This is a genomic window from Albimonas sp., assembly GCF_055129145.1.
In genome coordinates, this window is the sequence record NZ_JBSRTQ010000076.1 from 1 (window position 1) to 21,721 (window position 21,721).

Sequence of the window (21,721 nt, forward strand, 5' to 3'; positions counted from 1 at the left end):
TGCTCTTCCGATCTGGTCTGCGGATCGGCCCCGCGCGGGAAGGCGACGGCGGAGACGAGGCGACAAAGCGCGCTGCGTGACATTCAGATCTCCCATGGGCAGGTCCGGGACATGGACGCAGGACGCGCCGCGGCCAGCGCTGATGCGGATCAGGGGGGGACACGAACTTCGTCCGCAGTCCCGGGCGCGCCGCCGGCCGAGGCGATGCGCCCCGGTTCGATCCTGAGCGCCCGCAGCGCGTTGAGGATCACCGCCACGTCGATCAGCTCCTGCAGCAGCGCGCCCTGCACCGGGGTCAGATAGCCCAGCGCGGCCGCGATCATCCCGACGACCGACAGGCCGATGCCCGCCACCACGCTTTGCAGCGCGATCCGCCGCGACCGCTGCGCCACCTCGATTCCCGGCAGCAGACGGTCGAGATGGTCGACCAGCAGCACCACGTCCGCCGCCTCGGCCGAGGCGGCGGCGCCGCGCGCCCCCATCGCGACGCCGATATCCGCGGCGGCGAGCGCCGGGGCGTCGTTCACCCCGTCGCCGACCATCATCACCGGGCCGTTCTTGCGCTCGGTCAGCACCAGCAGCACTTTCTGGTCCGGGGTCAGGTCGGCGCGCACCCCGTCGAGACCGAGGCCCGCGGTCACCGCCTCGGCCACAGCGCGGCGGTCGCCGGTCGCAAGCAGGATGCGCGCGACGCCGAGCCGGCGCAGACCGGCCAGCAGTTCCGCCGTGCCCTCGCGCAGCGCATCCGCCATCACCAGATGACCGGCGAGGCGCCCGTCGACGCCCAGCGCCACGATCACCGACCCCGCCTGCGCGACCTCCGCGTCGATCTGCGGCGCGCCGACCTCGGCCGCGACGAAGCCTGCGCCGCCCACCGCCACCTTGCGGCCCTCGACGGTCCCCGTCACGCCTTCGCCGGGGGTCTCGACCAGGTCCTGCGGGACCGGCAGGGCCACGCCGCGCGCACGCGCCGCCGCGACGATGGCCTGAGCGATGGGGTGCTTGGAGGCCTGATCGAGCGCGGCGGCGAAATGCAGGATCTCGTCCGCGCTCAGCGCGCCCCGCGTCTCGATCGACACGATCCGCGGGCGCCCTTCGGTCAGCGTGCCGGTCTTGTCGAGGATCAGGGTCCGGACCCGGGCCAGCGCCTCCAGCGGCTTGGCGCCCTTGATCAGCACCCCGAAATGCGCCGCCCGCGACAGGCCCGCCACCAGCGCCACGGGCACCGCGAGGATCAGCGGGCACGGCGTCGCCACCACCAGCACCGCCACCGCCCGGATCGGATCGCCGGACAGTCCCCAGGCGGCGGCCGCGAGCGCGATGGCGACCACGAGGAACATCAGCGACCAGCGGTCGGCCATCCGCGCCATCGGAGCTTTCGATTCCTGCGCCGCTTCGACCAGCCGGACGATGCCGGCATAGGTGCTGTCGGCGGCGGCGCGGAAGACGCGCAGGTCGAAGGCGTCGCCGGCATTGGTCGCGCCGCTCATCACCTCCTGGCCGCGGCTCAGACGCACAGGCATCGACTCGCCGGTCAGCGCCGAAAGGTCGAGCATCGCCCCCTCGCTTTCCAGCGCACCGTCGACCGGGGCGACGTCGCCCTGCCGGATCAGCAGCAGGTCGCCGGGGACGATGGCATCGAGCGGCGTCTCCTCCAGCGCGCCGTCGCGGCGGCGCGCGGCGGTGCGGGGGACGCGGGACAGCAGGTCGCTCATCTCCCGCCTCGCCCGGCCTTCGGCGAAACTTTCGAGGAACGCGCCCCCGGAATACATCAGCGCGACCACCGCCGCGGCCAGCGTTTCGCCGAAGAGCAGCGCCGCCGACATCGACAGCGCCGCGACAATGTCGAGCCCGACCTCGCCCTTCGCCAGACTGCGCCCGATCTCGACCACCAGCGCCGCGAACACCGGGACCACCCCCGCCGCCCAGGCGACCCCCGCCGGCCCCGGCGCCCCGGCCGCCAGCAGGCCGAGCCCCGCGACGAGGCCGAGCGCGGCGATGGCGAGCAGCGAGGTCTTCAGGCGGTCCTGAAAGAAGGCGTTCATGCGTCGGGCTTTCCTGTCGGGGCGGCCCCGCGCGGGGGGCGATGACGGCGCGTCGAGGCGAGGCCGATGTCGACGACGGCTTGACAGGCGTCGCAGCGCGCCTCCAGCCGCGCCGCCGCCCGTAGCGCCAGCGGCGACAGGCAGAACGGCGCCACCTCCCGGCTCAGCAGACCGCCCTTCAAGATCATGCGTCCAACTCCCACGCCGCGACGGGGGCGGCGATGCACAGCGGACAGCGGCCTGGTGCGATGTCGCGATCCGGCGCGGGCGCGCTGGTCACCCGGCCCGAGATCAGCCGGGTCTCGCGGAGGCCGCAGCCGCCCTTGCGGCAGCCGGAGTCGACCTGAACGGCGTGGCGTTCGGCGTCGTGGAGCAGGCTCGCATCCTGCCCCGTCCAGTCCAGCACCCGGCCGGAGCGGAGGAAGCCGATGCAAGGCCCCGGGCCGGCGCTCGTCGGGGCCAGCGGTTTCGGCGCGGCGGTCGGCGGCCCGAAGGACTCGCGATGGATCTCCGCCTCGTCCGCCCCCCGGTCCCTGAGCGCCGGGATCAGCGCCTGCATCATCGGGTCGGGACCGCAGACATAGAACGCATGGCGGCCATGCGGCAGGGCCCGCTTCAGAAGATCGACGTCGAGGAACCCGGCATGGTCATAGTCCCGCCCCTGCACGGCGTCAGGACCGGGCGCCGCATCCGGCTTCGCGCCCAAGGCCATGCGTTTCGAACGCCAGACGACGAGGAGGACCCCGAACAGGGGTCGCAGCGCCGTGGCGGCGCCGATGAGCGCGAAGAGCTGGAGCGCGGTCATCCCGGCGCGCCGGATGATTTGCGGGGCGAAAACCCTGGGCCGGCCGCCGATCCCGGCGTCCGGCCGTTGCGCCGCGCGCCGGGCCGACGCGTTTGGGCGCCGGCCCTTGATCCGATCATCGCAAGCCGAGAGGCCGCCGGCGGGTCGGGCTCATCGGGCCCGATCAAGTCGCGAGACCCGCCTGCCTCCCCCATCGGACTCTCGTTGTCGGAGCGGTGGCATTCCATTGCGGCTCATCTCGCGTCTGGTTGGGAAGGAGACGGTCGCCGGGCCGCTCGCTCATGCGCCCTTGCGTCGACACCATGAGCCGAAGGCGCGTCGGAGGAATTGATCTCGATCAGCCCGATCCACGCAGGCCCGCGCCTACGAATCCCGGCGCGCGCCGAGCCCGGCCCGACGTCGCCCGCCACGTCCCCGATCGACGGCCGGCGCCCCCTGACGCGAAACGGCCCGGCGCGAAGGAGCGCGCCGGGCCGGGTCCTGCCAAAAGGCCGGTGCGCTCAGTCCTCGTCGCGATGCGGCATCCGCACCGGGAAGATCTTGCGCAGCGTCACGTAGAACACCGGCGTCAGGAACAGGCCGAAGACGGTCACCCCCAGCATGCCCGAGAACACCGCCGTGCCCAGCGCCTGGCGCATCTCGGCCCCCGGTCCGGTCGACCAGACCAGCGGCGCCACGCCGAGGATGAAGGCGAAGGCGGTCATCAGGATCGGGCGCAGGCGCAGGCGGCTCGCCTCCACCGCCGCGTCGAGCGCCGAGAGCCCGCGTTCGCGCTGCGCCTGGCGGGCGAATTCCACGATCAGGATCGCGTTCTTCGCCGCCAGCCCCACCAGCACGATCAGCCCGACCTGGGTCAGCACGTTGTTGTCCATGCCGCGCAGATGCACGCCGATCAGCGCCGCCAGCACCGACAGCGGCACGATCAGCACGATCGCCACCGGCAGCGCCCAGCTTTCGTAAAGCGCAGCCAGCGCCAGGAAGGCGAACAGCACCGACAGCGCGAAGATCCACGCGGCCCCGCCGCCCTGCGACTTCTCCTGCAGCGCGAGCTCGGTCCATTCCGAACTGATCCCGGGGGGCGAGATCTCGTCGGCCATCGCCTCCATCGCCGCCAGCGCCTCGCCGGTGGATTTGCCGGGCGCGGCCTCGCCGTTGACCGGCACCGAGACCAGCATGTTGTAGCGCTGCACCAGCTGCGGGCCGGCGGCGTCGTGGATCTCCACCAGCGTCCCCAGCGGCACCAGCGCGCCGGAGGCGGAGCGCACCTTCAGGTTGGCGATGTCGTCGCGCTCCATCCGGTATTGCTGCTCGGCCTGGGCGCGAACCTGGAAGAGCCGTCCGTAGACGTTGAAATCGTTGACGTAGGTGGAGCCCAGATTGATCGCCAGCGTCTCGAAGATCGCGCCGATCGGCACGTCGAGGATCTGGGCCCGGACCCGGTCGATATCGAGATAGACCTGCGGCGCCCCGGCCGAGAAGGTGGTGTAGACCCCGGTCACGTCGCCGTTCTTCTGCGCCTCGCCCATGATCCGGTAGGCGGTCTGCAGCGCCCGGCTCATGTCGGCGCTTTCGCGGTCCTGCAGCTGCAGCTTGAAGCCGCCGCCGGTGCCGACGCCGCGCACCGAGGGCGGGGCCACCACGATCACGAAGGCCGCGCGCAGCTCCTGAAGACGGCCGTATAGTTCCCCGATGATCGCGCCGGCGGGGCGGCCGGCCTCGTCGCGTTCCTCGAACGAGGCGAAGGGCGTGAAGATCACCCCCTGGTTGGAGGCGTTGGTGAAGGTCGCCCCCGAAAAGCCCGAGAAGGCCACGGCGTTGGCGACGCCCGGCACCGTGACCGCGATCTCCGACGCCTCGCGCACCACCTTGTCGGTCCGCTCCAGGCTCGCGCCGTCGGGCAGCTGGATCACCACGATGGCGTAGCCCTGGTCCATCTGCGGGATGAAGCCGGTGGGCACGACCTTGCCCATCCAGACCGTCGCCCCGATCAGCCCGGCGAAGATCAGCAGCATCGCCGCCAGCGCCGGCCAGGACCCGGCGATGCGGCGCACCACCCAGGCGTAGCCGTGCGACATGCGGTCGAACCCGCGGTTGAAGCCCCCCGCGGCGCCGTCGAGCATGCGCACCGGCCAGGACCGCCGCGGGCCTTCGCCATGGACCTTGTGCGGACGCAGCAGGATCGCCGCCAGCGCAGGCGAAAGACTGAGCGAATTCAGCGCCGAGATCGCCGTGGCGATGGAAATGGTCACCGCGAACTGCGCGTAGAACTGTCCGGAAATGCCGGGCACGAAGATCGTCGGCAGGAACACCGCGATCAGCACCAGCGCGATGCCGACGACGGCGGCGGCCACCTCCTCCATCGTGCGCTTGGCGGCGCGGCGCGGCGACATGCCGAGGCCGATGTTGCGCTCCACATTCTCCACCACCACGATGGCGTCGTCGACCACGATGCCGATGGCGAGCACCAGCCCGAACAGCGTCAGCAGGTTGAGCGAATAGCCGAAGGCCAGCATCGCCGCGAAGGTGCCGATCAGCGACACCGGGATCGCCAGCAGCGGGATCAGCGCGGTGCGCCAGGACTGCAGGAAGATGATCACCACCAGGATCACCAGCGCCACCGCCTCGAAGATGGTGTGGTAGACCGCGTCGACGGAAGCCGAGATGAACTGCGTCGGATCGTAGACCACCTCATAGGCGAGGCCGGGGGGGAAGTCGGCGGCGGCCGCCTCCATCACCGCGCGGATCTGGTCGGCCGTCTCCAGCGCATTGGCGCCGGGGCGCTGGAAGATGCCCAGCGCCACCGCCGGCTTGTTGTCGAGATAGGCGTTGGAGACATAGGACCGCGCCCCGATCTCCACCCGCGCCACGTCGCGCACCCGGATGAACCGCCCGTCGCCCGAGGCGCGCACGATCACCTGGCCGAATTCCTTGGGCTCCTCGAGCCTGCCTTGCGTGGTCACCGCGATCTCGAAGGCCGAGCCGCTTTCGTTGGGCGGCGCGCCGAGCGAGCCGCCGGAAACCTGCACGTTCTGCTCGCGCAGCGCCGCCACCACATCGCCCGCGGTCAGCCCGAAGGCCGCCAGCCGGTCGGGGTCGAGCCAGACGCGGGCGGCGTATTCGCGCTCGCCGAAGATGGTCAGGTCGCCGACCCCTTCGAGCCGCACCAGCTGGTCGCGGATCCGGGCGCGGGCGTAGTTGGAGACGTAGAGCTGGTCGAGGCTCGCGTCGGGCGACAGCATGTGGACCACCATCATCAGGTCCGGCGAGGACTTGGTGGTGGTCACGCCGAGCGCGCGCACCTCTTCGGGCAGGCGGGCCTCGGCGATGGCGACGCGGTTCTGGACCAGCACCTGGGCGCTATCCAGATCCGTGCCGAGCTTGAAGGTCACGGTCAGCGCCATCGCCCCGTCGGCGGTGGAATAGGAGGACATGTAGAGCATGTCCTCGACCCCGTTCACCTCCTGCTCGATCGGGGTGGCGACGGTGGCGGCCACGGTCTCGGCGTCGGCGCCGGGATAGGCCGCGCGCACCACGATCGAGGGCGGGGCGATCTCGGGATACTGCTCCACCGGCAGCCGAGAATAGGCGAGCAGGCCGAGCAGCGTGATCACGATGGAGATGACCGAGGCGAGCACCGGTCGGTCGACGAAAAAACGTCCCATGGCGGATCTCCTGGGCGGAGGCGGGCGCGGTCTGGGCCGGCGCGCCGGTGACGGCATGGCTTGGATCGGGTCTGGAATGCGTCCGGCGCGGGCCGGGCGCGACGTCTGAAATCAGGCGCGCGCGGCGCGAAGCGTGGCCCGCGGAATGGGGGCGTGCGGGGTCATCGCTCAGTTCCCCGCCGCGGCGACGGGGGGCAGCTCGACCCTCTCAGGCGTCACCACCGCGCCGGGGCGGGCCCGCATAAGCCCCTCGATCACCACGGTCTCGGACCCGTCCAGCCCCTCCCGGATCACCCGGTAGCCGTCGAGCCGCGGCCCGGGCCGCACCAGACGGGGCGAGACGTTGCCCGCATCGTCGACCAGCATCACCAGCCGGCGGTTCTGGTCTGCGACGATGGCCTCGTCGGGGATCAGCACGCCCGGATGGGGCAGCGAGCCCGGCACGTTCACCCGCCCGAAGAGCCCCGGCGTCAGCACCCCGTCGGCATTGTCCAGCACCGCGCGCACCCGCATCGAGCCGGCTTCCGCATCCAGACGGTTCTCCGAAAAGTCGAGCACGCCCTCCCGCTCGCCGATGCTGCGGTCGGCGGTGGCGACGGTCACTTTCAGGCCGCCGCCGCCCATCTGAAGGCTGCCGCCCCGGGCGCGGGCGTCGCGGGCGTAGGCGAGGTAATAGCGCTCGTCGATGTCGAAGTAGAAATGGATCGGGTCGATGGAGACGATGGAGGTCAGGACCGTCGCGTCCTGCTGCACCAGGTTGCCCGGGGTCACCAGCTTGCGGCCGATGCGCCCGGCGATGGGGGCGCGGATCTCCGAATATTCGAGGTCGATGCTGGCCTGGGTGACCGCCTGGCGGGCCTGCTCCAGCGCGCCCTGGGCGGCGAGCTGCCGCTCGCGCCGCTCATCCAGCACCGACTGGGCGATATTGCCGTTGCGCACCAGCGACTCGGCCCGGGTCAGCTGGTCGGAGGCGAAAGCGAAGCTCGCCTCGGCCACCGCCACCTGGCTTTCGGCCTGTGAGAGATAGGTGCGGAACTTGCGCTGGTCGATGGTGAACAGCAGGTCGCCGGCCTCCACCAGAGCGCCGTCATCGAAATGCACGGCTTCGAGATAGCCGCCGACCCGGGCCCGGACCTCGACCTCGGCCGCGGCGGCGAAGCGACCGACGAACTCGTCGTCCTCCACGATCTCGCGCACCACGGGATGGGCGACGGTGACCGGCGGCGGGGCGTCAGGCGCCCCCTGGGCGAGCGCGCCCGGCGGGGCGAGAAGCGCGAGGGCGGCCGGAAACGCCGCGGCGGCGAGACGCCAGGTCTGGGTCAACTCGGGCTCTCCTGGTCTGGGCGGGCGGGCGCCGAGGGAAGGGCCTCGGCCGGGAAGGACTGGCTCGGGTTCAGTCAGGCGGGCCCGGAGCGATCAGGGCGAAATGGTGGCGGCGCCCCACGATGTTAAGAGGAGCGAACGCTACGTAAACCTAAGGGCGTGCTGCGTTGCAAACAAGCGACAGGGCATCCCGCCCTGGGGGCGACGCGTGCGCCGGTGAGGGGGCGCCGCATGTCGAGGGGCGTTCATTCGCCGCGAAGGCGCGGGAGGACGGGGTCGGGACCCGCGACGTCCTCCTCGCCCGCTTCCGGTGCTGGGCCGGATACGACCTGCTCGATCCGCGTGCCGAGGGGCGGCGCAAGGCGTTCGCCACCCGCTACCGGCCATCGCCGCGCCATGGCCGCTTTCGCCGCGCCATTTCCAGCGGGAACGGCTGCGTCGCGATCCCGGCGGCGCCGTCGAAAATCCGCCGCCTTCGGCTCGACGCCAAAAAGCCCGCGATGAACCCTGGCGCCGGCGGCTCGTCAAAGCCGCCGGCGCGCGTCGTTCAGTCGGCGGAGGTGACCCGCAGCATCGCGCCGTCGGCGGCGTCGATCAGCAAGATCACCGCGCCGTCGGCGTCCAGCGCCACGTCGCGCACCCGGCCGACCTCGCGCGTCAGGTGACGCGCCTCGCCGGTGACGCGCCTCGCATCGAGGTCCATGTCCAGCCGCACCAACGCCTTACCCGCCAGCGCGCCGACGAGGATGTCGCCCTGCCAGTCGGGGAACATCGGCCCGTCGTAGAACACCATGCCGGAGGGGGCGATCACCGGGTCCCAATAGTAGAGCGGCTGCTCCATGCCCTCGGCCGCGGTCAGGCCCTCGCCGATCGGGCGGCCGCTATAGGCCTCGCCATAGGTGATCTCCGGCCAGCCGTAGTTGCGCCCGGCCTCGGGCCGGTTCAACTCGTCGCCGCCGCGGGGCCCGTGGTCGATGATCCAGAGCGCGCCGTCGGGGCCGAGGGCTGCGGCCTGCAGGTTGCGATGGCCGTAGGACCATATCTCGGGAAGCCCGCCGGGGATCGCGGGATTGCCGGCGGCGGGCCCGCCCTCGGGATCGATGCGCAACACCTTGCCGAGATGGGTCCCCACGTCCTGCGCCAGCCGGCGGGGTTCGGGGAGGGACCGCTCGCCGGTGGTCACGAACAGCATCCCGTCGGGGGCGAAGACGAGGCGGGAGCCGAAATGCTTGTCCGACCGCCAGGCGGGCTGCTGGCGGAAGATCACGCGCACGTCCTCCATCCGCGCGCCGTCCTGCGACAGGCGGCCGGTGGCGACGGCGGTGGCGTTGCCGCCGTCGCGCGGCTCCGCGAAACTCCACCAGACGCGCCGGTCCCCGGCGAAGTCGTCGCGCACCGCGACGTCGAGCAGGCCGCCCTGCCCGGCCGCATCGACCGCCGGCAGGCCCGCGACGGGTTCGGACAGGGCGCCGTCGGGCGAGACCCTCCGCAGGCGGCCGGGCCGCTCGGTCACCAGCCAGGCGCCGTCGGGCAGGCGCGCCATGCCCCAGGGGTGCTCCAGCCCCTCGACGAGGGGGCTCACGGTCAGGGCGGGCTCGGCGGGCAGGACCGGGGCGCGGGTCTGCCCCTCGAATGCCGGGCGCTGTTCGGGGACGTTGGGGGGCGCCGCGTTGAAGTCCTGGGCCGCGACGGGGCCGGTCAGAAGAGCGAGCGCGGTCAGCGCGCGGAAGGGGGCGGAGGGGGTCATGCGGGCCTCGTCCGTCATTGAGAAGGGTGAACTCCAACATGCGCCGCCGCAGCCCCGGGTCCAGCGCCGGGAGGCGGCAAGCGCGATCCGCGCCGATCATCAATCCGTGCGCGCGCCGCCCCGACGTCCCGCACGGCTTCGGGCCCGGCACGGGAACGCGGCTCGCGGGCTCGGTCGGGCGCAGGCGCCGCCGTGGCCTCGGCGTTCATGAAATCGAGGCGATGGAAGCGCGTCTTCGGCTGCGACAGGCGGCTATCGCGCAGCGCCTTGACGCCGGCCGGGCGATGATCGTGCGGCGCGCCCGAAATCTCCGAAAGCCACGGAGGGGCCGCCGGCCTCGATCTCCGGCATTTCCGCCTCGATGCGGACGGGGCCGCTGGGCGAGGCCGCGCGGGGCCGATCAGCGGTCATCTCGCAGAAACGCTCGACGGCCGCGCCCTCCGCCCGAGGATTGCCGCCGCGGAAACCGGCGCGAACGCATCGATGGATCAAGCCATCGCAGACCTGACCTCTTCCGGACCGAGGGCGCAAGCTGAGCACCTCGGTGCGGCGGGAGGAACAGGGGCGTTCATGCTCCAGCAGCGCCGTGACGATGGACCGGCCGGCGTTCTCCCCGCCCACCCGGTTTTCAACCGGAACGCGGACGTCGTCGAAGAAGAAGCGGTCGAAGACATGGGCGCCGAAGACCTGGCGGATGGGCCGATGGCTTAGGGGCGACCCGGGCTGTCTGACAGGACGCAGCGCATCGCTTGGCTGGCAGGGGCGGGACGGCCCGATTTCCCCGCTGCAGCCGTGCTGCGGGATGCCGCAGGGGCCACCTTGCGCCGCTGCGGGCATCGACCCCGACGCGCCCCTTGTGGGCATCCTTGCAGCCGCCTTCTGAGTTCTTCCGCAGGGCCACTATGGAAGCCGCCTGGCCCCCGTTACCGCAAGATTTCGGGGGTCTTTTTTTTATGCCAGACAGTTGGGCGGGTTCGGCGGGCGGTGAAATTTGCCCTTGGTGTTCTTCATGTAAGCCGGAAGACGCTTCTTTTCGTCAAGGTAGCGGTCGTAGTTCGTCACGCGGCTTTCGTCGTGGTGGCTTTCGTGAAAATGGGCTTCGGCAACGAAAGCATCGCAGCGGGCGCAGAACCAAAGCGAAGCGTCGTCTTCCTTTTGGTCGCCATGAAGATAGTATCGCAAGCTTCACCCCTTCAAAGTTCGGGTTAAGTTCGCATTCTGTCTTTAAATTAGTGGCGAAGCAACTGCGGTCGGTAGCGGCGATAGGGCGGTTTTTTCGTCGCGGTTATCGTGTAAGGTCATAGCTGCACCGAAAGCGGGGAAGTCATAGAAAAGTATATAATCTATTTTTTCCTTAAATCGTTGTTGATTTTGGCGTCATGCTGGCCCCCTTCCGCTCCTATAATTGGCCTGATTGGCTCGTGCGATTTGTCGATTTTTGCGTTGAAATGGTGAATGGAGTATGAGTTGCGGACGTAGTCTTGGTATTGCTCATCATCTTCTGGGCACATATGCCCCTTGCCGCCGTCATTTCTTGGCCCGCCATGTATTTTTCAGGACGCTACTTCGCCCGCATGTCTGACCGCATGGACGAACGAGCCCGTGAAATCAAACGGCAAGGATGGGAAGCGCATCGGAAGAAAGAAGACGACGCCCGAATGGCGGGGAAGCAGGACGATTGGCCGTAGGATCGTTCGGCCCCCTTCACGTTCGCATGATCGTTTCCGACCTGTCGCAGCGCCGGGAGGGCCGCTTTCAGGGGCGTTCGGTCATGGGTAATTTGTGGGTAGAGATTTTCAACCCTGCGTATGATTGATTAAAATCAACACCTTAAATAGGCATGATGGCAACCTGCCGAGGCGCCGGCCTCGTTCCACGGGCGGATTGCGCCGATCCACCCGACGTCCCGAAGGTTGCAGGGGCTTCGGGCCTGTGGCCGCCGGAGACGAGCCTGATCGCATCCACGCCACATGCCCGGACGGCTCGCGTGCGCCCCTTCGGCGGACGAGATCATGGGCGGCGCGAAGGGGGGGCGAGGCGGTCGGCAGGGCCGCCCCACACGCCGCAGCGCGGGCGGGCGACGCCGCGATCCGGACGGCGACCTCGCTTCAGGCGGCGACGGGGGCGCAGGTGGCGGAACGCTCGAACAGCGCGGCGGAACGGGCGGCCTCCGCCCGGATCCACAGGGCGAAGCGCCGCTCCGACGGGGTCCAGGGCCGCCGGTCGGCCGCGCGGCACAGGCGGTGGACGCTGCCGATGGCGCGCGCCTCGGCGCAGGGGGCGAGACCGCGGGCGGGCAGATAGGGCTCGGAGATCAGCGGCGCCGCCAGCGCCACGCCGAGGCCGGCCGCGGCCGCCTCGTAGGCGAGCTGCTGGGTGGGGAAGTCGATGCGCCGTCGCCCGGGGTCGCGCCGCGCAGGCCCGCCGCCGCCCGCCGAAAACCACCGTTCCCACGAGCCGCCCGGCTCCGACACGCCGATCAGCACCCGTTCGGCGAGGTCGTCCTCGCCGCTCGGCGCCGCGCGTCCGTCGGCGAGGCGAGGCAGGCAGACCGGGGCGGCGCGCGAGGCGTAGAGCGGCTCGGACCAGCACGAGGCCGGGGCCTCGGCCCCGCCCCAGATCGCCAGATCGACGGCGCCGGAGCGCAGGGCGTCCGGATCGCGGGTCGGCGCCACATCGACCTCGATCCCATGGTCGCGGGCGAGGTCGGGGAGGCGGCGGAAGAGCCAGCTCGAGGCGAAGGAATGGGAGGCGGCGATGCGCAGCGGTCGTCCCCCGGCGGCGTCGCGCTCCAGCGCCAGGGTCGCCTCGCGGATCGCGGCGATGGCGGGCTCGACCGCGGCGAGATAGGCGCGGCCCTCGGCGTTGAGCCGGGGCGTGGGGGCGGCACGGTCGAAAAGCGCGCGCCCCAGAAACCCTTCCAGCCCCGCGATGCGCCGGCTGACGGCGGAGGGGCTGAGCGCGAGGTCGCGCGCCACCGCCCGGAACGACCCCGCCCTCGCGGCGGCGACGAACACTTCGATCGATTCCAGCGGAGGCGCTTTGCGGAGCATGAGCCCAGCATAGCGGAGACCTGCGGCGGTTTTATTGCAGTCGGGCGAGGTGGCGGCGCGCCGCGGCGTTTTCCGGCGCCTCGCCCCCCGCCCAGACCCCGCGGAAACGACGCCGCGACCGAGACCGCGGGCGCGCCGCCCGGGCTTCAGGCCGTTTGCCGCGCCCGCTCCGCCCACGCCTCCAACGCCACCCGACGACCCTCCGCGCCGAAGACATGCAGTGCGGAGACCGGGGCGCGCAGCACCAGCGGCGAGCCGACCGCAGGGGCGGCGGCGCCCGGCAGGCGGGCGACGAGGGCGACGGCGCCGGCCTCCCCGGCCGCGACCTGGACCACGGTCTCGGCCCCCAGCCGCTCCACATGGGCGACGGCGCCGCGAATGGCGACCTCTCCGGGGCCGGGCTCGCCGGGGGTCAGCGCCTCGGGACGCAGGCCGATCGTGGCGGGGCCTTCGGGAGCGCCGGCGGGGGCCGGCAGCGTGAGGCCCGCGGCGGCGAAGCGGGCGCCGCGGGGGCCGGGTTCGATCACCCCGGGGATCAGGTTCATCGCGGGGGCGCCCAGAAACCCCGCGACGAAGAGGTCGGCGGGGCGCTCATAGAGCTCCATCGGGGCGCCCTGCTGGCGGATGCGCCCGCCCTCCATCAGCACGATGCGATGGGCCATGGTCATCGCCTCGACCTGGTCATGGGTGACGTAAAGCGTGGTCATGCCGAGCTGGGCCTGAAGGCGCGAGATCTCCACCCGGGCCGAACCGCGCAGGCGGGCGTCGAGATTCGAGAGCGGCTCGTCGAAGAGAAACGCGTGCGGCTCGCGCACGATGCACCGCGCGACCGCGACGCGCTGGCGCTGGCCGCCGGAAAGCGCGCGGGGGCGGCGCGCCAGCAGATGCCCGATCTCCAGCCGCCCCGCCGCCGCGGCGACGGCTTTCGCGGTGTCGGCGCGGGAACGTCCCGCCAGACGCAACGCGAACCCGATGTTCTCCTCGACCGTCATGTGGGGGTAGAGCGCGTAGGACTGGAACACCATGGCGAGGTTGCGCTCGCGGGCCGGCAGGGGGGTCACGTCCCGCCCGTCGATCTCCACCCGGCCTTCGCTGGCCGGCTCCAGCCCCGCCAGCATGCGCAGCGTCGTGGTCTTGCCGCAGCCCGAGGGGCCGACCAGCACCACGAACTCGCCATCCGCGATCTCGAGGCTCAGGTCATCCACCGCGACGGCGTCGCCGAAGCGGCGGGAGAGGTTGCGAAGCGCGATGCGCGCCATGGCTCAGCCTTTCAGTCCGGAGGCGACGAACGTGTCCATCACCCGCCGCTGGAGGATCAGGAACAGCGCGACGGCCGGGATCGACGCCAGCGTCACCCCTGCCATCATCGCGCCGAAATCGGAATAGCCGTCGGATTCGAGGAACTCGCGCAGGCCCATCTGCAGGGTGCGCGACGCCTCGGTCTCGGTCACCAGCAGGGGCCAGAAATACTCGTTCCAGCACTCGACGAAGAGGATGATGGTCAGCGCCGACAGGGCCGGGGCGAGGTTCGGGACGACCACCTTCCAAAGCGCCCGCCAGGGGCCGGCGCCGTCCATCTCGGCCGCGTCGAGCAGGTCGCGGGGGAAGGCGAGCATGTGCTGGCGCAGCAGAAACACCGCGAAGGGTATCGCGAGATTGGGCACGATCAGCGCCGCCCAGGTGTCGAACCACCCAAGCCGCGCCATCAGGATGTAGACCGGGATCATGGTCAGCAGATGCGGGATCATCATCGCGCCCAGCACCATCGCGAAGACCGTGTCCCGGCCCCGGAAGGCGAACCTTGCGAACGCCCAGGCGGCGAGCAGCGCGATGACCAATTGCCCCGACACCCGCAGCACCGTGGTCCCGACCGAGTTCCACAGATAATCCGCGAACCGCGCCTTGCCGAAGAGCGTGGCGAAATTGTCGAAGGTCGGGGCCTCGGGCCAGAGGCTCGGCTGGAACACCTCGGAGGGGGATTTCAGCGCGGTGGCGAGCACCACCGCCACCGGGGCCGCCACCGCGAGGCAGCAGATCAGCAGCACCAGGTGGCCGACGAGGCGCCAGGACCGGGAAAGCTCCATGCGCCTCAGCTCCCGTATTCGACGCGACGGTCGAGCGCGAGGATCTGCGCCGCCGTCACCGCCATCAGCACCGCGAACAGCATCACCGTGCCGGCCGCGCCGGCGCCGACGTCGAAGGTGACGAAGGTGTACTGGTAGACCATATGGAAGAGGTTGGTGGTCGAGTTCTGCGGCCCGCCCCCGGTGAGGATGTCGATGGGGGTGAACACCTGCTGGATGGTGAAGATGACGGTGGAGACCAGCACGAAGAACAGCGTCGGCGTCAGCAGCGGCAGGATCAGTTTCCGCAGGATCGCGCCATCCGACGCGCCGTCCATGCGCATCGCTTCGATCAGGTCCCGGTTGATCGAGGCGAGACCGGCGAGATACAGCAGCATGTTGAAGCCGATCACCTTCCAGCCCGAAATCGCGATGATGGTCCAGATCGCGGTGTCGGCGTTGTTGAGCAGCGCGGGCAGCTGGATGCCGACGACCCCCAGCCACTGGCGCGCGTAGCCGAAGATCGGGTTCAGGATCCACAGGAAGGCGATGGCGACCGCCACGAAGCTGATCAGCGTCGGCAGGAACAGGATCGCCCGGTAGGCGTGGCCGCGCGCGCCCAGCGACCACACGAAGACCGCCAGCGGGATCGGGGCCAGCACCTTCAACGGGATCGAGGCGCCCACATAGATCAGCGAATTCACCCAGGCGTGCTCGAACAGGGTGGAGCTCGCCACACGGGAATAGTTGTCGAGGCCCACGAAGCGCGCGGGCTGGTCGGGGTTCAGGTTCCACTCGGTCAGCGACAGGGCGAAAGTGTGGATCAGCGGCCAGTAGACGAAGATCCCCAGCCCCAGCAGCATCGGCGCGAGGTAGAGCCAGGGGGCTGCGCCTGCGAGGCGCAGGCGAAGGGGGCGCGCCGCGGCGCCCCCTCCCTGCCCGGCGGCGGCGGGACGCGCCGCCGCCGGGCCCGCGAAAGCGGCCTCGCTCACTGGGTCGGCCGGTTGGCGGCGAGCGCGGCGTTCACTTCGGCCACGACCTCGGGCACGATCTCGGAGGCCGGGCGCTTGGCGGCCCAGAGCTCGTCGAGCATCGCCCGGATCAGGGTCTGCGCCTCCAGCGTCCCCTTGGCCGGCCAGACGGCGGTGGGCACGGTGTCGGCCATCTGGTCGATCACCGGGCGGACCAGCGGGAAGTCCTCCACGTATTTCGCCATCGCCGGGTCGGTCAGCGGATCGCGCACCAGCGGCATGTAGCCGGACTCGCGCGCCCAGCGGTTCGCGATCTCCTTGCCGGAGATGAAGCGCAGCAGCCGCACCGACGCCTCGCGACGCGCGCCCTCGGGGGCGTAGAGCATCAGGGCGGCGCCGGAATTGTTCACCCGGCGCGGCGCGTCGTGGAAGAGCGGGTAGTTGCCGACGCCGAGCCCGAAACGCCCCTCGGACGCCGCCACGAACGGGCGCAGCGCGGCGGACGAGGTGATGTAGATCCCCATCTGCCCGCCCGAGAACGCCGCCGTCCACTCGCGATCCGACGCGATCGGCATCGCGCCGGATTTGGCGAGATCCTGCCAGTATTGCAGGGCCGCGATCCCCTCGGGGCTGTCGAAGCCGGCGTGCGTGCCGTCCTTGCTGAGATATTCGGCCCCGGCGTTGGTGGTGATCACCATGGTGCCGTAGTCGCCCATCGAGGCGTGCAGATGCGCGGCCCCCGGCATCCCGGTCCGCTCATGGATCTGGGTGGCGAAGGCGAGCACCTCGTCCCAGGTCTTCGGCGCCGTTTCGGGATCGAGCCCGGCCTTCGCGAAGATGTCCTTGTTCCAGTAGACCATGGGCGTGCCGTAGGCGTGGGGGATCGCGTAGATCGCCTCGCCCTCGCGCCCGAGGTCCAGGAAGTTGGGCAGATAGGCGTCGAGCCAGGCGGCGTCGCCCTCCGACGCCGCGACCATGTCCACGGCCCCGGTGTTGTTGAGGAAGTAGACGATGTTCTTGCCGATCACCGTGGCGATGTCGACGGGCCGGTCGGCGGCGAGCGCGGCCTGGACCTCGGCGGTGATCTGCTCGGACTGCTTGAAGATGTCGCGCACCTTCACGTCCGGATTGGCGGCCTCGAACTCGTCGAGGATCGCCCGGAACGCGTCGTAGTTGGAGGTCTGGTAGTGGTAGAAGGTGATCTCGGTCGGGTCCTGCGCAAGCGCCGGGGTCGCGGCGGCGGCGAGGCCGATCGCGGCGAAGCGCAGGGCCATGCGGCGGGTGATGGGGCCGATCATCGGTCGCTCCTCGAGTGCTGCGGCGCGGAGGGCGCGCCCCCGGCCGAGTGTGACGGGGCGCGGCGACGCCCCCATGTCGGTTCCGTATCGGTTTCGCGACGCCGCGTTCGGGCGGGTCCGCCGGGGGGCTGCGTCGGGGCGGAAGCTGGACCGGATCGGGGGCGGGGCGTGAGCGCGGATCGCGCAACGCCTGTTGCGCGATACGCAACGCGCGCGGGGGGCGGGCGGGGTTAGGGTCGCGCCGCCGGGACCGAACCCGGCGACAGAACAGGAAGCGCCCATGTCCGGCCTCAGGATCGTCCAGATCTCCGACACCCACCTCGCCCCCGGCCAGGACGAAGTGGACGCCAATTTCGACGCGCTCGCGGCGTGGATCCGGGCGGAAAAACCCGACCTGGCGGTCCATACCGGCGACGTGACCCGCGACGCCCCCGGCGCGCCCTCGGAACTGGCCTACGCGGCCGAGCGGCTGGCCGCGCTGGACGTCCCTCTGCTGGTTCTGCCCGGCAACCACGATGTCGGCGACAACCCGGGCGACGGCGGCTACGTCTCCGCCTCGCCGGTCGGCCCGGGGCCGCTGGCCGCCTGGGGTGAGGTTTTCGGGCCGGATCGCTTCGCCACCGACGTCGCCGGCTGGCAGGTTGTGGGGCTGAACGCCCAGCTGCTGAATTCCGGCCTGCCCGAAGAGGCCGCGCAATGGGACTGGCTCGAAGGCGTGCTCGCCGGCCCCGGGCCCGTGGCGCTCTTCATCCACAAGCCGCTCTTCCGCCTCGCCCCCGACGAGCCGGCGGACGAGACCCCTTACCGCTATGTGCCGATGGCCGCCCGCGACCGCCTGATGGGCCTGATCCGCGGCGCGGGGGTCAAGATCGTCGGCTGCGGCCATGTCCACCAGACCCGCCAGGTGCAGGCCGAGGGCGTGACCTATGGCTGGGCCCCGGCCTCGGCCTTCTTCATCCCCGACGCCCACCAGCCGCGGATCGGCGACAAGGTCTGCGGGCTGCTCGACTGGCGACTGGGCGCGGACGGCTCGGCGACCTGCGAAGCGGTGCGCCCGGCCGGCATGGGCGATCTCGACATCACCCAACTGCCCAAGATGTATGGCTGAAAGGGGGGACGGCGGGCGGGGCGACGGTCCGAAGGACCGAGCGCCCGACCCGTCGTCCTTCGGCGCACCGGGCGATCGCCGCGCGTCTCGCGAAGATGGGCCGGAAGGGGTCTGAGAAGCGTCGCCTCGCCCCTCAGGCCGGTGCGCGAGGGCGCCACCCGCTTCGCAGGCGAAGGAAAACACATCGCCGAGATCGCAAGGCTTGCAAAAGCGTAAGCCCCGCCGGCGCCGGGCGGCTTCGCGATGACCCGGGCCGGGAAGGAAATCCGGCGGTCGCGCAACCTGCTCCGGTCGGCCGCGGAGGGCGGGCTGACGATGGTCGTCGGGGCGCCGGGGATCGACGAGACCGAAACCCTTGCGCACCTGCGCGGGCGCTTCGTCAGAGCGCGGCGTATCTTCGGATCGCGAAGGGCGAGGGACGGCCGTTGAGCCTCGCCTGCGGAATCCTGCGCGCCATGGGCGGGGAACCGCACTCGGACGGTTGGTTCCTGAGCGGCGGCCTGACCTGCGCGCGAGCGGCGGGCGGTATGCGCAGGACGCTTTTCGGGGGCGGAAACCGGCGCCGCCGGCGCGCTTGAGGCCCTCCTTTCGTCCTGCGGCTTATATCCCGGATCGATCACGCCCTCGCGGGTGCGCTTGAACCGGGAGGTTCGGCGTCCTACCCCTTTAGAGCGCACGCCTCGTGACCCGGGAGAGATCGTCGATGCCGCACCCGACCGCCGACCAGGCCCGCCCTTCGTTCCGCCTGCACCGGCGCGCCGTGCTCTTGGGCGGCGCGGCTTTCGCGGGGCTGGGGCTCGGCCGCGCGCCCTTCGCCCGGGCCCAGGCCCAGGCTTCGACCCAGGCGCGACCGGACGCGGACGGGGTGATCCGATCCCACGGCATCTCCACCTTCGGCGAACTGAAATACCCGGCCGACTTCGCGCATTTCGACTTCGTGAACCCCGACGCGCCCAAGGGCGGGACCTGGTCGGGGCGCGGCACCGGCGCGTCGAACACCTTCGACAGCCTCAACCCGTTCATTCTGAAGGGCGAGCCCGCCCAGGGCCTCGGCGCGCTCTTCGACACCCTGCTCACCGGGTCGCCGGACGAGGCCGACGCCGCCTACGGCCTGCTGGCCGAAACCCTCGAATATCCCGAGGACCGGTCGTGGATCACCTTCCACATGCGGCCCGAGGCGACGTTTTCGGACGGATCGCCGGTCACCGCGCAGGACGTGGTCTGGACCTTCGAGACGCTCAAGACCAAGGGCACGCCCGCCTACCGGCTGCGGCTGCGCGACGTGGCGGGCGCCGAGGCGCTGGACGACCGCACCGTGAAGTTCACCTTCGCCGACGGCGTCTCCACCCGCGACCTGCCCGACCTGGTCGGCGGCCTCGCCATCCTGTCGGCCAAGTGGTGGGAGGGGCGGGACTTCGAAGCCTCGTCGCTCGATCCCATCCTCGGGTCCGGCCCATATCGCGTCGACATCGCCGAGCCCGGGCGGCGGATCGTGTTCGCACGCCGCGACGACTACTGGGCGAAGGACCTCGCGCCCAACGTGGGGGCCAACAACTTCGACCGCTACGTCTTCGAGTATTTCAAGGACTACACCGCCGCCTTCGAGGCCTTCAAGGGCGGCGCGTATCTCTTCCAGGAGGAGTTCTTCTCCAAGCTCTGGGCCACCGAATACAACTTCCCCGCCATCCGCAAAGGCTGGGTGAAGCAGGAGATGCTGCCCGACGGCCGCCCGTCCGGCACCCAGGGCTTCTGGTTCAACATGCGCCGCCCCCAGTTCCAGGACCCGCGGGTCCGCGAGGCGCTGGCCATGGGCTTCGACTTCCAGTGGTCGAACGACACCCTCTTCTACGGTCTCTACAAACGCACCGAGAGCTTCTTCGAGAACTCGCCGATGGCCGCCTCCGGCACGCCCTCGCCCGAGGAGCTGGCCCTGCTCGAGCCGCTGCGCGCCGACCTGCCCGACACGGTCTTCGGCGAGGCGGTGCGCCCGCCGGTGACCGACGCGTCGGGCTCCGACCGCCGCCTGCTGCGCAGCGCCTCGAAGCTGCTGGAGGAGGCCGGGTGGAACGTGGTCGACGGCATGCGGCGCAACGCGGCCGGCGAGACGCTGAAGGTCGAGTTCCTCGACGACAGCCCGACCTTCCAGCGCATCGTCGCGCCGTTCATCGAGAACCTGAAGAAGATGGGCGTGGACGCCAGCCTGCGCATCGTCGACGCGGCCCAGTATCAGCAGCGGCAGGAGGATTTCGACTACGACGTCGTCCCCGGCCGTTTCGTGATGTCGCTGACCCCGGGGCCGGAGCTGCGCCAGCTGTTCGGCTCCGAATCCGCCGACCAGCGGGGGACGGCGAACCTGACCGGGCTGGCGAACCCCGCCGTCGACGCGCTGATCGCCGACATCGTCGCGGCGAAAAGCCGGGAGGAGCTGGACGTCGCGGCCCGCGCGCTCGACCGCGTGCTGCGGGCGCTGCACATCTGGACGCCGAACTGGTACAAGGGCAGTTACACCATCGCCTACTGGGACGTGTTCGGCAAACCCGACCGGCAGCCGCCTTACGCGCGCGGCGACGGCTACTGGTGGTGGGACGAGGAAAAAGCCGCGAAGCTGGAAGCGGAGGGCGCGCTGTGACCCCGGAAGAAGCGATGATCCTGATCGGCCTGGCCGGCGCGGTGGCCGCGGCCGCCACATCCCTGGGCGGCGGGGGCGAGCGGCCCCGGCCGATCCCCGTGCGCGCCGACGACGACGAGCGGCGCGACCGCGACGGCGAACGCGAAAGCGCGCGTCGCCACCGCCATGACCGGACCCGGGGCTGAGTTGGGCGCCTACATCCTCCGCCGCATCCTGCTGATGATCCCCACTCTGCTGGGGATCATGGCGATCAATTTCGCGGTCATCCAGTTCGCCCCCGGCGGCCCGGTGCAGCAGATCATCTCGCAGCTCAACGACCCCAACTCGTCCACCGACCGCTTCTCGGGCGGCGGCCAGGGCGAGGCGGGCGGCGGCGGCGGGGCGGCCAGTTCCGAATACCGCGGCGCGCAGGGGCTCGATCCCGACTTCATCAAGGAGCTCGAAAAGCAGTTCGGCTTCGACCGTCCGCCGCTGGAACGTTTCGGCCTGATGATCTGGAACTACGTGCAGTTCGATTTCGGGGAGAGCTACTATCGCTCGATCTCCGTCATCGACCTGATCCTCGAGAAGATGCCGGTCTCGGTCAGCCTCGGGCTGTGGACCACGCTGCTGAGCTATCTGGTGTCGATCCCGCTCGGCATCCGCAAGGCGGTGCGCGACGGGTCGACCTTCGATGCGTGGACGTCGGGCGTGGTGATCGTGGGCTACGCGATTCCCGGGTTTCTCTTCGCGGTGATGCTGCTGATCTTCTTCGCCGGCGGCTCCTACCTTCAGGCCTTCCCGCTCAGGGGACTGACCTCGGACGGGTTCGCGCAGATGTCCTGGCCGCAGAAGGCCGTCGACTACCTGTGGCACATCGCGTTGCCGGTGCTGGCGATGTCGATCTCGGGCTTCGCCACGCTGACCTTGCTCACGAAAAACTCGTTCCTCGACGAGATCCGCAAGCAATACGTGATGACCGCGCGCGCCAAGGGGCTGACCGAGCGCAAGATCCTCTATGGCCACGTGTTCCGCAAC

18 protein-coding genes are annotated in these 21,721 nt (G+C 70.7%); 6 read left to right on the top strand and 12 right to left on the bottom strand.

From position 1 onward, the window contains the following. Window positions 1-149: 149 nt before the first annotated feature. The 6 genes from ACTB72_RS12945 to ACTB72_RS12970 all read right to left on the bottom strand — a co-directional run bounded on the left by ACTB72_RS12945 (window position 150) and on the right by ACTB72_RS12970 (window position 9,582). Window positions 150-2,045 carry a heavy metal translocating P-type ATPase gene (locus ACTB72_RS12945; RefSeq protein ID WP_463037412.1) on the bottom strand — a complete coding sequence of 632 codons (1,896 nt, stop codon included), beginning with the start codon at window positions 2,043-2,045 and terminating at the stop codon, window positions 150-152. Beyond that, window positions 2,042-2,233 carry a hypothetical protein gene (locus ACTB72_RS12950; RefSeq protein WP_463037413.1) on the bottom strand — a complete coding sequence of 64 codons (192 nt, stop codon included), beginning with the start codon at window positions 2,231-2,233 and terminating at the stop codon, window positions 2,042-2,044. The genes ACTB72_RS12945 and ACTB72_RS12950 overlap by 4 nt, the downstream gene beginning before the upstream one ends. Continuing rightward, window positions 2,230-2,850, bottom strand: coding sequence for a hypothetical protein (locus tag ACTB72_RS12955; RefSeq protein ID WP_463037414.1), 621 nt, complete (start codon window positions 2,848-2,850; stop codon window positions 2,230-2,232). Before ACTB72_RS12955 ends, ACTB72_RS12950 begins: the two co-directional genes overlap by 4 nt. A gap of 500 nt (window positions 2,851-3,350) precedes the next feature. Continuing rightward, window positions 3,351-6,569, bottom strand: a complete 3,219-nt coding sequence (locus ACTB72_RS12960; RefSeq protein WP_463037415.1) for an efflux RND transporter permease subunit — start codon at window positions 6,567-6,569, stop codon at window positions 3,351-3,353. A 111-nt stretch (window positions 6,570-6,680) separates the two neighbouring features. Then, a complete protein-coding gene (locus ACTB72_RS12965; RefSeq protein ID WP_463037416.1) occupies window positions 6,681-7,835 on the bottom strand; it encodes an efflux RND transporter periplasmic adaptor subunit in 1,155 nt (384 codons plus the stop codon). 547 nt (window positions 7,836-8,382) lie between these two features. Beyond that, window positions 8,383-9,582 (bottom strand): PQQ-dependent sugar dehydrogenase, encoded by a 1,200-nt coding sequence (locus ACTB72_RS12970; protein WP_463037417.1) that lies wholly within the window; start codon window positions 9,580-9,582, stop codon window positions 8,383-8,385. Between the two features lie 570 nt (window positions 9,583-10,152). Here ACTB72_RS12970 and ACTB72_RS12975 point away from each other — a divergent pair. After that, window positions 10,153-10,293: a hypothetical protein gene (locus tag ACTB72_RS12975; protein WP_463037418.1), complete on the top strand. Its 141-nt coding sequence runs from the start codon at window positions 10,153-10,155 to the stop codon at window positions 10,291-10,293. Between the two features lie 240 nt (window positions 10,294-10,533). Here the strand turns inward: ACTB72_RS12975 and ACTB72_RS12980 are convergent, their stop codons facing one another. After that, a complete protein-coding gene (locus ACTB72_RS12980) occupies window positions 10,534-10,764 on the bottom strand; it encodes a hypothetical protein (protein WP_463037419.1) in 231 nt (76 codons plus the stop codon). A 299-nt stretch (window positions 10,765-11,063) separates the two neighbouring features. Between ACTB72_RS12980 and ACTB72_RS12985 the strand changes: the two genes are divergently transcribed. Then, on the top strand, window positions 11,064-11,270 hold the full coding sequence (locus ACTB72_RS12985) for a hypothetical protein (RefSeq protein WP_463037420.1): 207 nt from the start codon (window positions 11,064-11,066) through the stop codon (window positions 11,268-11,270). Window positions 11,271-11,690: 420 nt separating this feature from the next. On the opposite strand, the gene ACTB72_RS12990 is transcribed toward ACTB72_RS12985, so the two are convergent. The 5 genes from ACTB72_RS12990 to ACTB72_RS13010 form a co-directional block, all read right to left on the bottom strand. Next, entirely contained in the window at window positions 11,691-12,635 is a 945-nt protein-coding gene (locus ACTB72_RS12990; protein WP_463037421.1) for a LysR substrate-binding domain-containing protein, read from the bottom strand. A 146-nt stretch (window positions 12,636-12,781) separates the two neighbouring features. Continuing rightward, the gene (locus tag ACTB72_RS12995; protein ID WP_463037422.1) at window positions 12,782-13,894 is read right to left on the bottom strand and encodes an ABC transporter ATP-binding protein; all 1,113 of its coding nucleotides are present in this window, start codon (window positions 13,892-13,894) and stop codon (window positions 12,782-12,784) included. 3 nt (window positions 13,895-13,897) lie between these two features. Then, on the bottom strand, window positions 13,898-14,719 hold the full coding sequence (locus tag ACTB72_RS13000) for a carbohydrate ABC transporter permease (RefSeq protein ID WP_463037423.1): 822 nt from the start codon (window positions 14,717-14,719) through the stop codon (window positions 13,898-13,900). A 5-nt stretch (window positions 14,720-14,724) separates the two neighbouring features. Further along, window positions 14,725-15,690: a carbohydrate ABC transporter permease gene (locus ACTB72_RS13005; RefSeq protein WP_463037424.1), complete on the bottom strand. Its 966-nt coding sequence runs from the start codon at window positions 15,688-15,690 to the stop codon at window positions 14,725-14,727. After that, window positions 15,687-16,967: an extracellular solute-binding protein gene (locus ACTB72_RS13010; protein ID WP_463037425.1), complete on the bottom strand. Its 1,281-nt coding sequence runs from the start codon at window positions 16,965-16,967 to the stop codon at window positions 15,687-15,689. The genes ACTB72_RS13005 and ACTB72_RS13010 overlap by 4 nt, the downstream gene beginning before the upstream one ends. 280 nt (window positions 16,968-17,247) lie before the next feature. Between ACTB72_RS13010 and ACTB72_RS13015 the strand changes: the two genes are divergently transcribed. The 4 genes from ACTB72_RS13015 to ACTB72_RS13030 form a co-directional block, all read left to right on the top strand. Beyond that, entirely contained in the window at window positions 17,248-18,075 is an 828-nt protein-coding gene (locus ACTB72_RS13015) for a metallophosphoesterase family protein (protein ID WP_463037426.1), read from the top strand. A 703-nt stretch (window positions 18,076-18,778) separates the two neighbouring features. Beyond that, on the top strand, window positions 18,779-20,704 hold the full coding sequence (locus ACTB72_RS13020; RefSeq protein ID WP_463037427.1) for an extracellular solute-binding protein: 1,926 nt from the start codon (window positions 18,779-18,781) through the stop codon (window positions 20,702-20,704). After that, entirely contained in the window at window positions 20,701-20,889 is a 189-nt protein-coding gene (locus ACTB72_RS13025; protein ID WP_463037428.1) for a hypothetical protein, read from the top strand. The genes ACTB72_RS13020 and ACTB72_RS13025 overlap by 4 nt, the downstream gene beginning before the upstream one ends. Window position 20,890: 1 nt before the next feature. Beyond that, the coding region (locus tag ACTB72_RS13030; protein WP_463037429.1) for an ABC transporter permease subunit at window positions 20,891-21,721 on the top strand (831 nt) is incomplete at its 3' end.

Coding starts and splice junctions, on each gene's coding strand:
- ACTB72_RS12945 (WP_463037412.1), bottom strand. CDS start 2,045: ATGAACGCCTTCTTTCAGGACCGCCTGAAGACCTCGCTGCTCGCCATC.
- ACTB72_RS13000 (WP_463037423.1), bottom strand. CDS start 14,719: ATGGAGCTTTCCCGGTCCTGGCGCCTCGTCGGCCACCTGGTGCTGCTG.
- ACTB72_RS12990 (WP_463037421.1), bottom strand. CDS start 12,635: ATGCTCCGCAAAGCGCCTCCGCTGGAATCGATCGAAGTGTTCGTCGCC.
- ACTB72_RS12955 (WP_463037414.1), bottom strand. CDS start 2,850: ATGACCGCGCTCCAGCTCTTCGCGCTCATCGGCGCCGCCACGGCGCTG.
- ACTB72_RS12950 (WP_463037413.1), bottom strand. CDS start 2,233: ATGATCTTGAAGGGCGGTCTGCTGAGCCGGGAGGTGGCGCCGTTCTGC.
- ACTB72_RS13020 (WP_463037427.1), top strand. CDS start 18,779: ATGCCGCACCCGACCGCCGACCAGGCCCGCCCTTCGTTCCGCCTGCAC.
- ACTB72_RS12970 (WP_463037417.1), bottom strand. CDS start 9,582: ATGACCCCCTCCGCCCCCTTCCGCGCGCTGACCGCGCTCGCTCTTCTG.
- ACTB72_RS12960 (WP_463037415.1), bottom strand. CDS start 6,569: ATGCCGTCACCGGCGCGCCGGCCCAGACCGCGCCCGCCTCCGCCCAGG.
- ACTB72_RS12975 (WP_463037418.1), top strand. CDS start 10,153: ATGCTCCAGCAGCGCCGTGACGATGGACCGGCCGGCGTTCTCCCCGCC.
- ACTB72_RS12995 (WP_463037422.1), bottom strand. CDS start 13,894: ATGGCGCGCATCGCGCTTCGCAACCTCTCCCGCCGCTTCGGCGACGCC.
- ACTB72_RS13015 (WP_463037426.1), top strand. CDS start 17,248: ATGTCCGGCCTCAGGATCGTCCAGATCTCCGACACCCACCTCGCCCCC.
- ACTB72_RS13010 (WP_463037425.1), bottom strand. CDS start 16,967: ATGATCGGCCCCATCACCCGCCGCATGGCCCTGCGCTTCGCCGCGATC.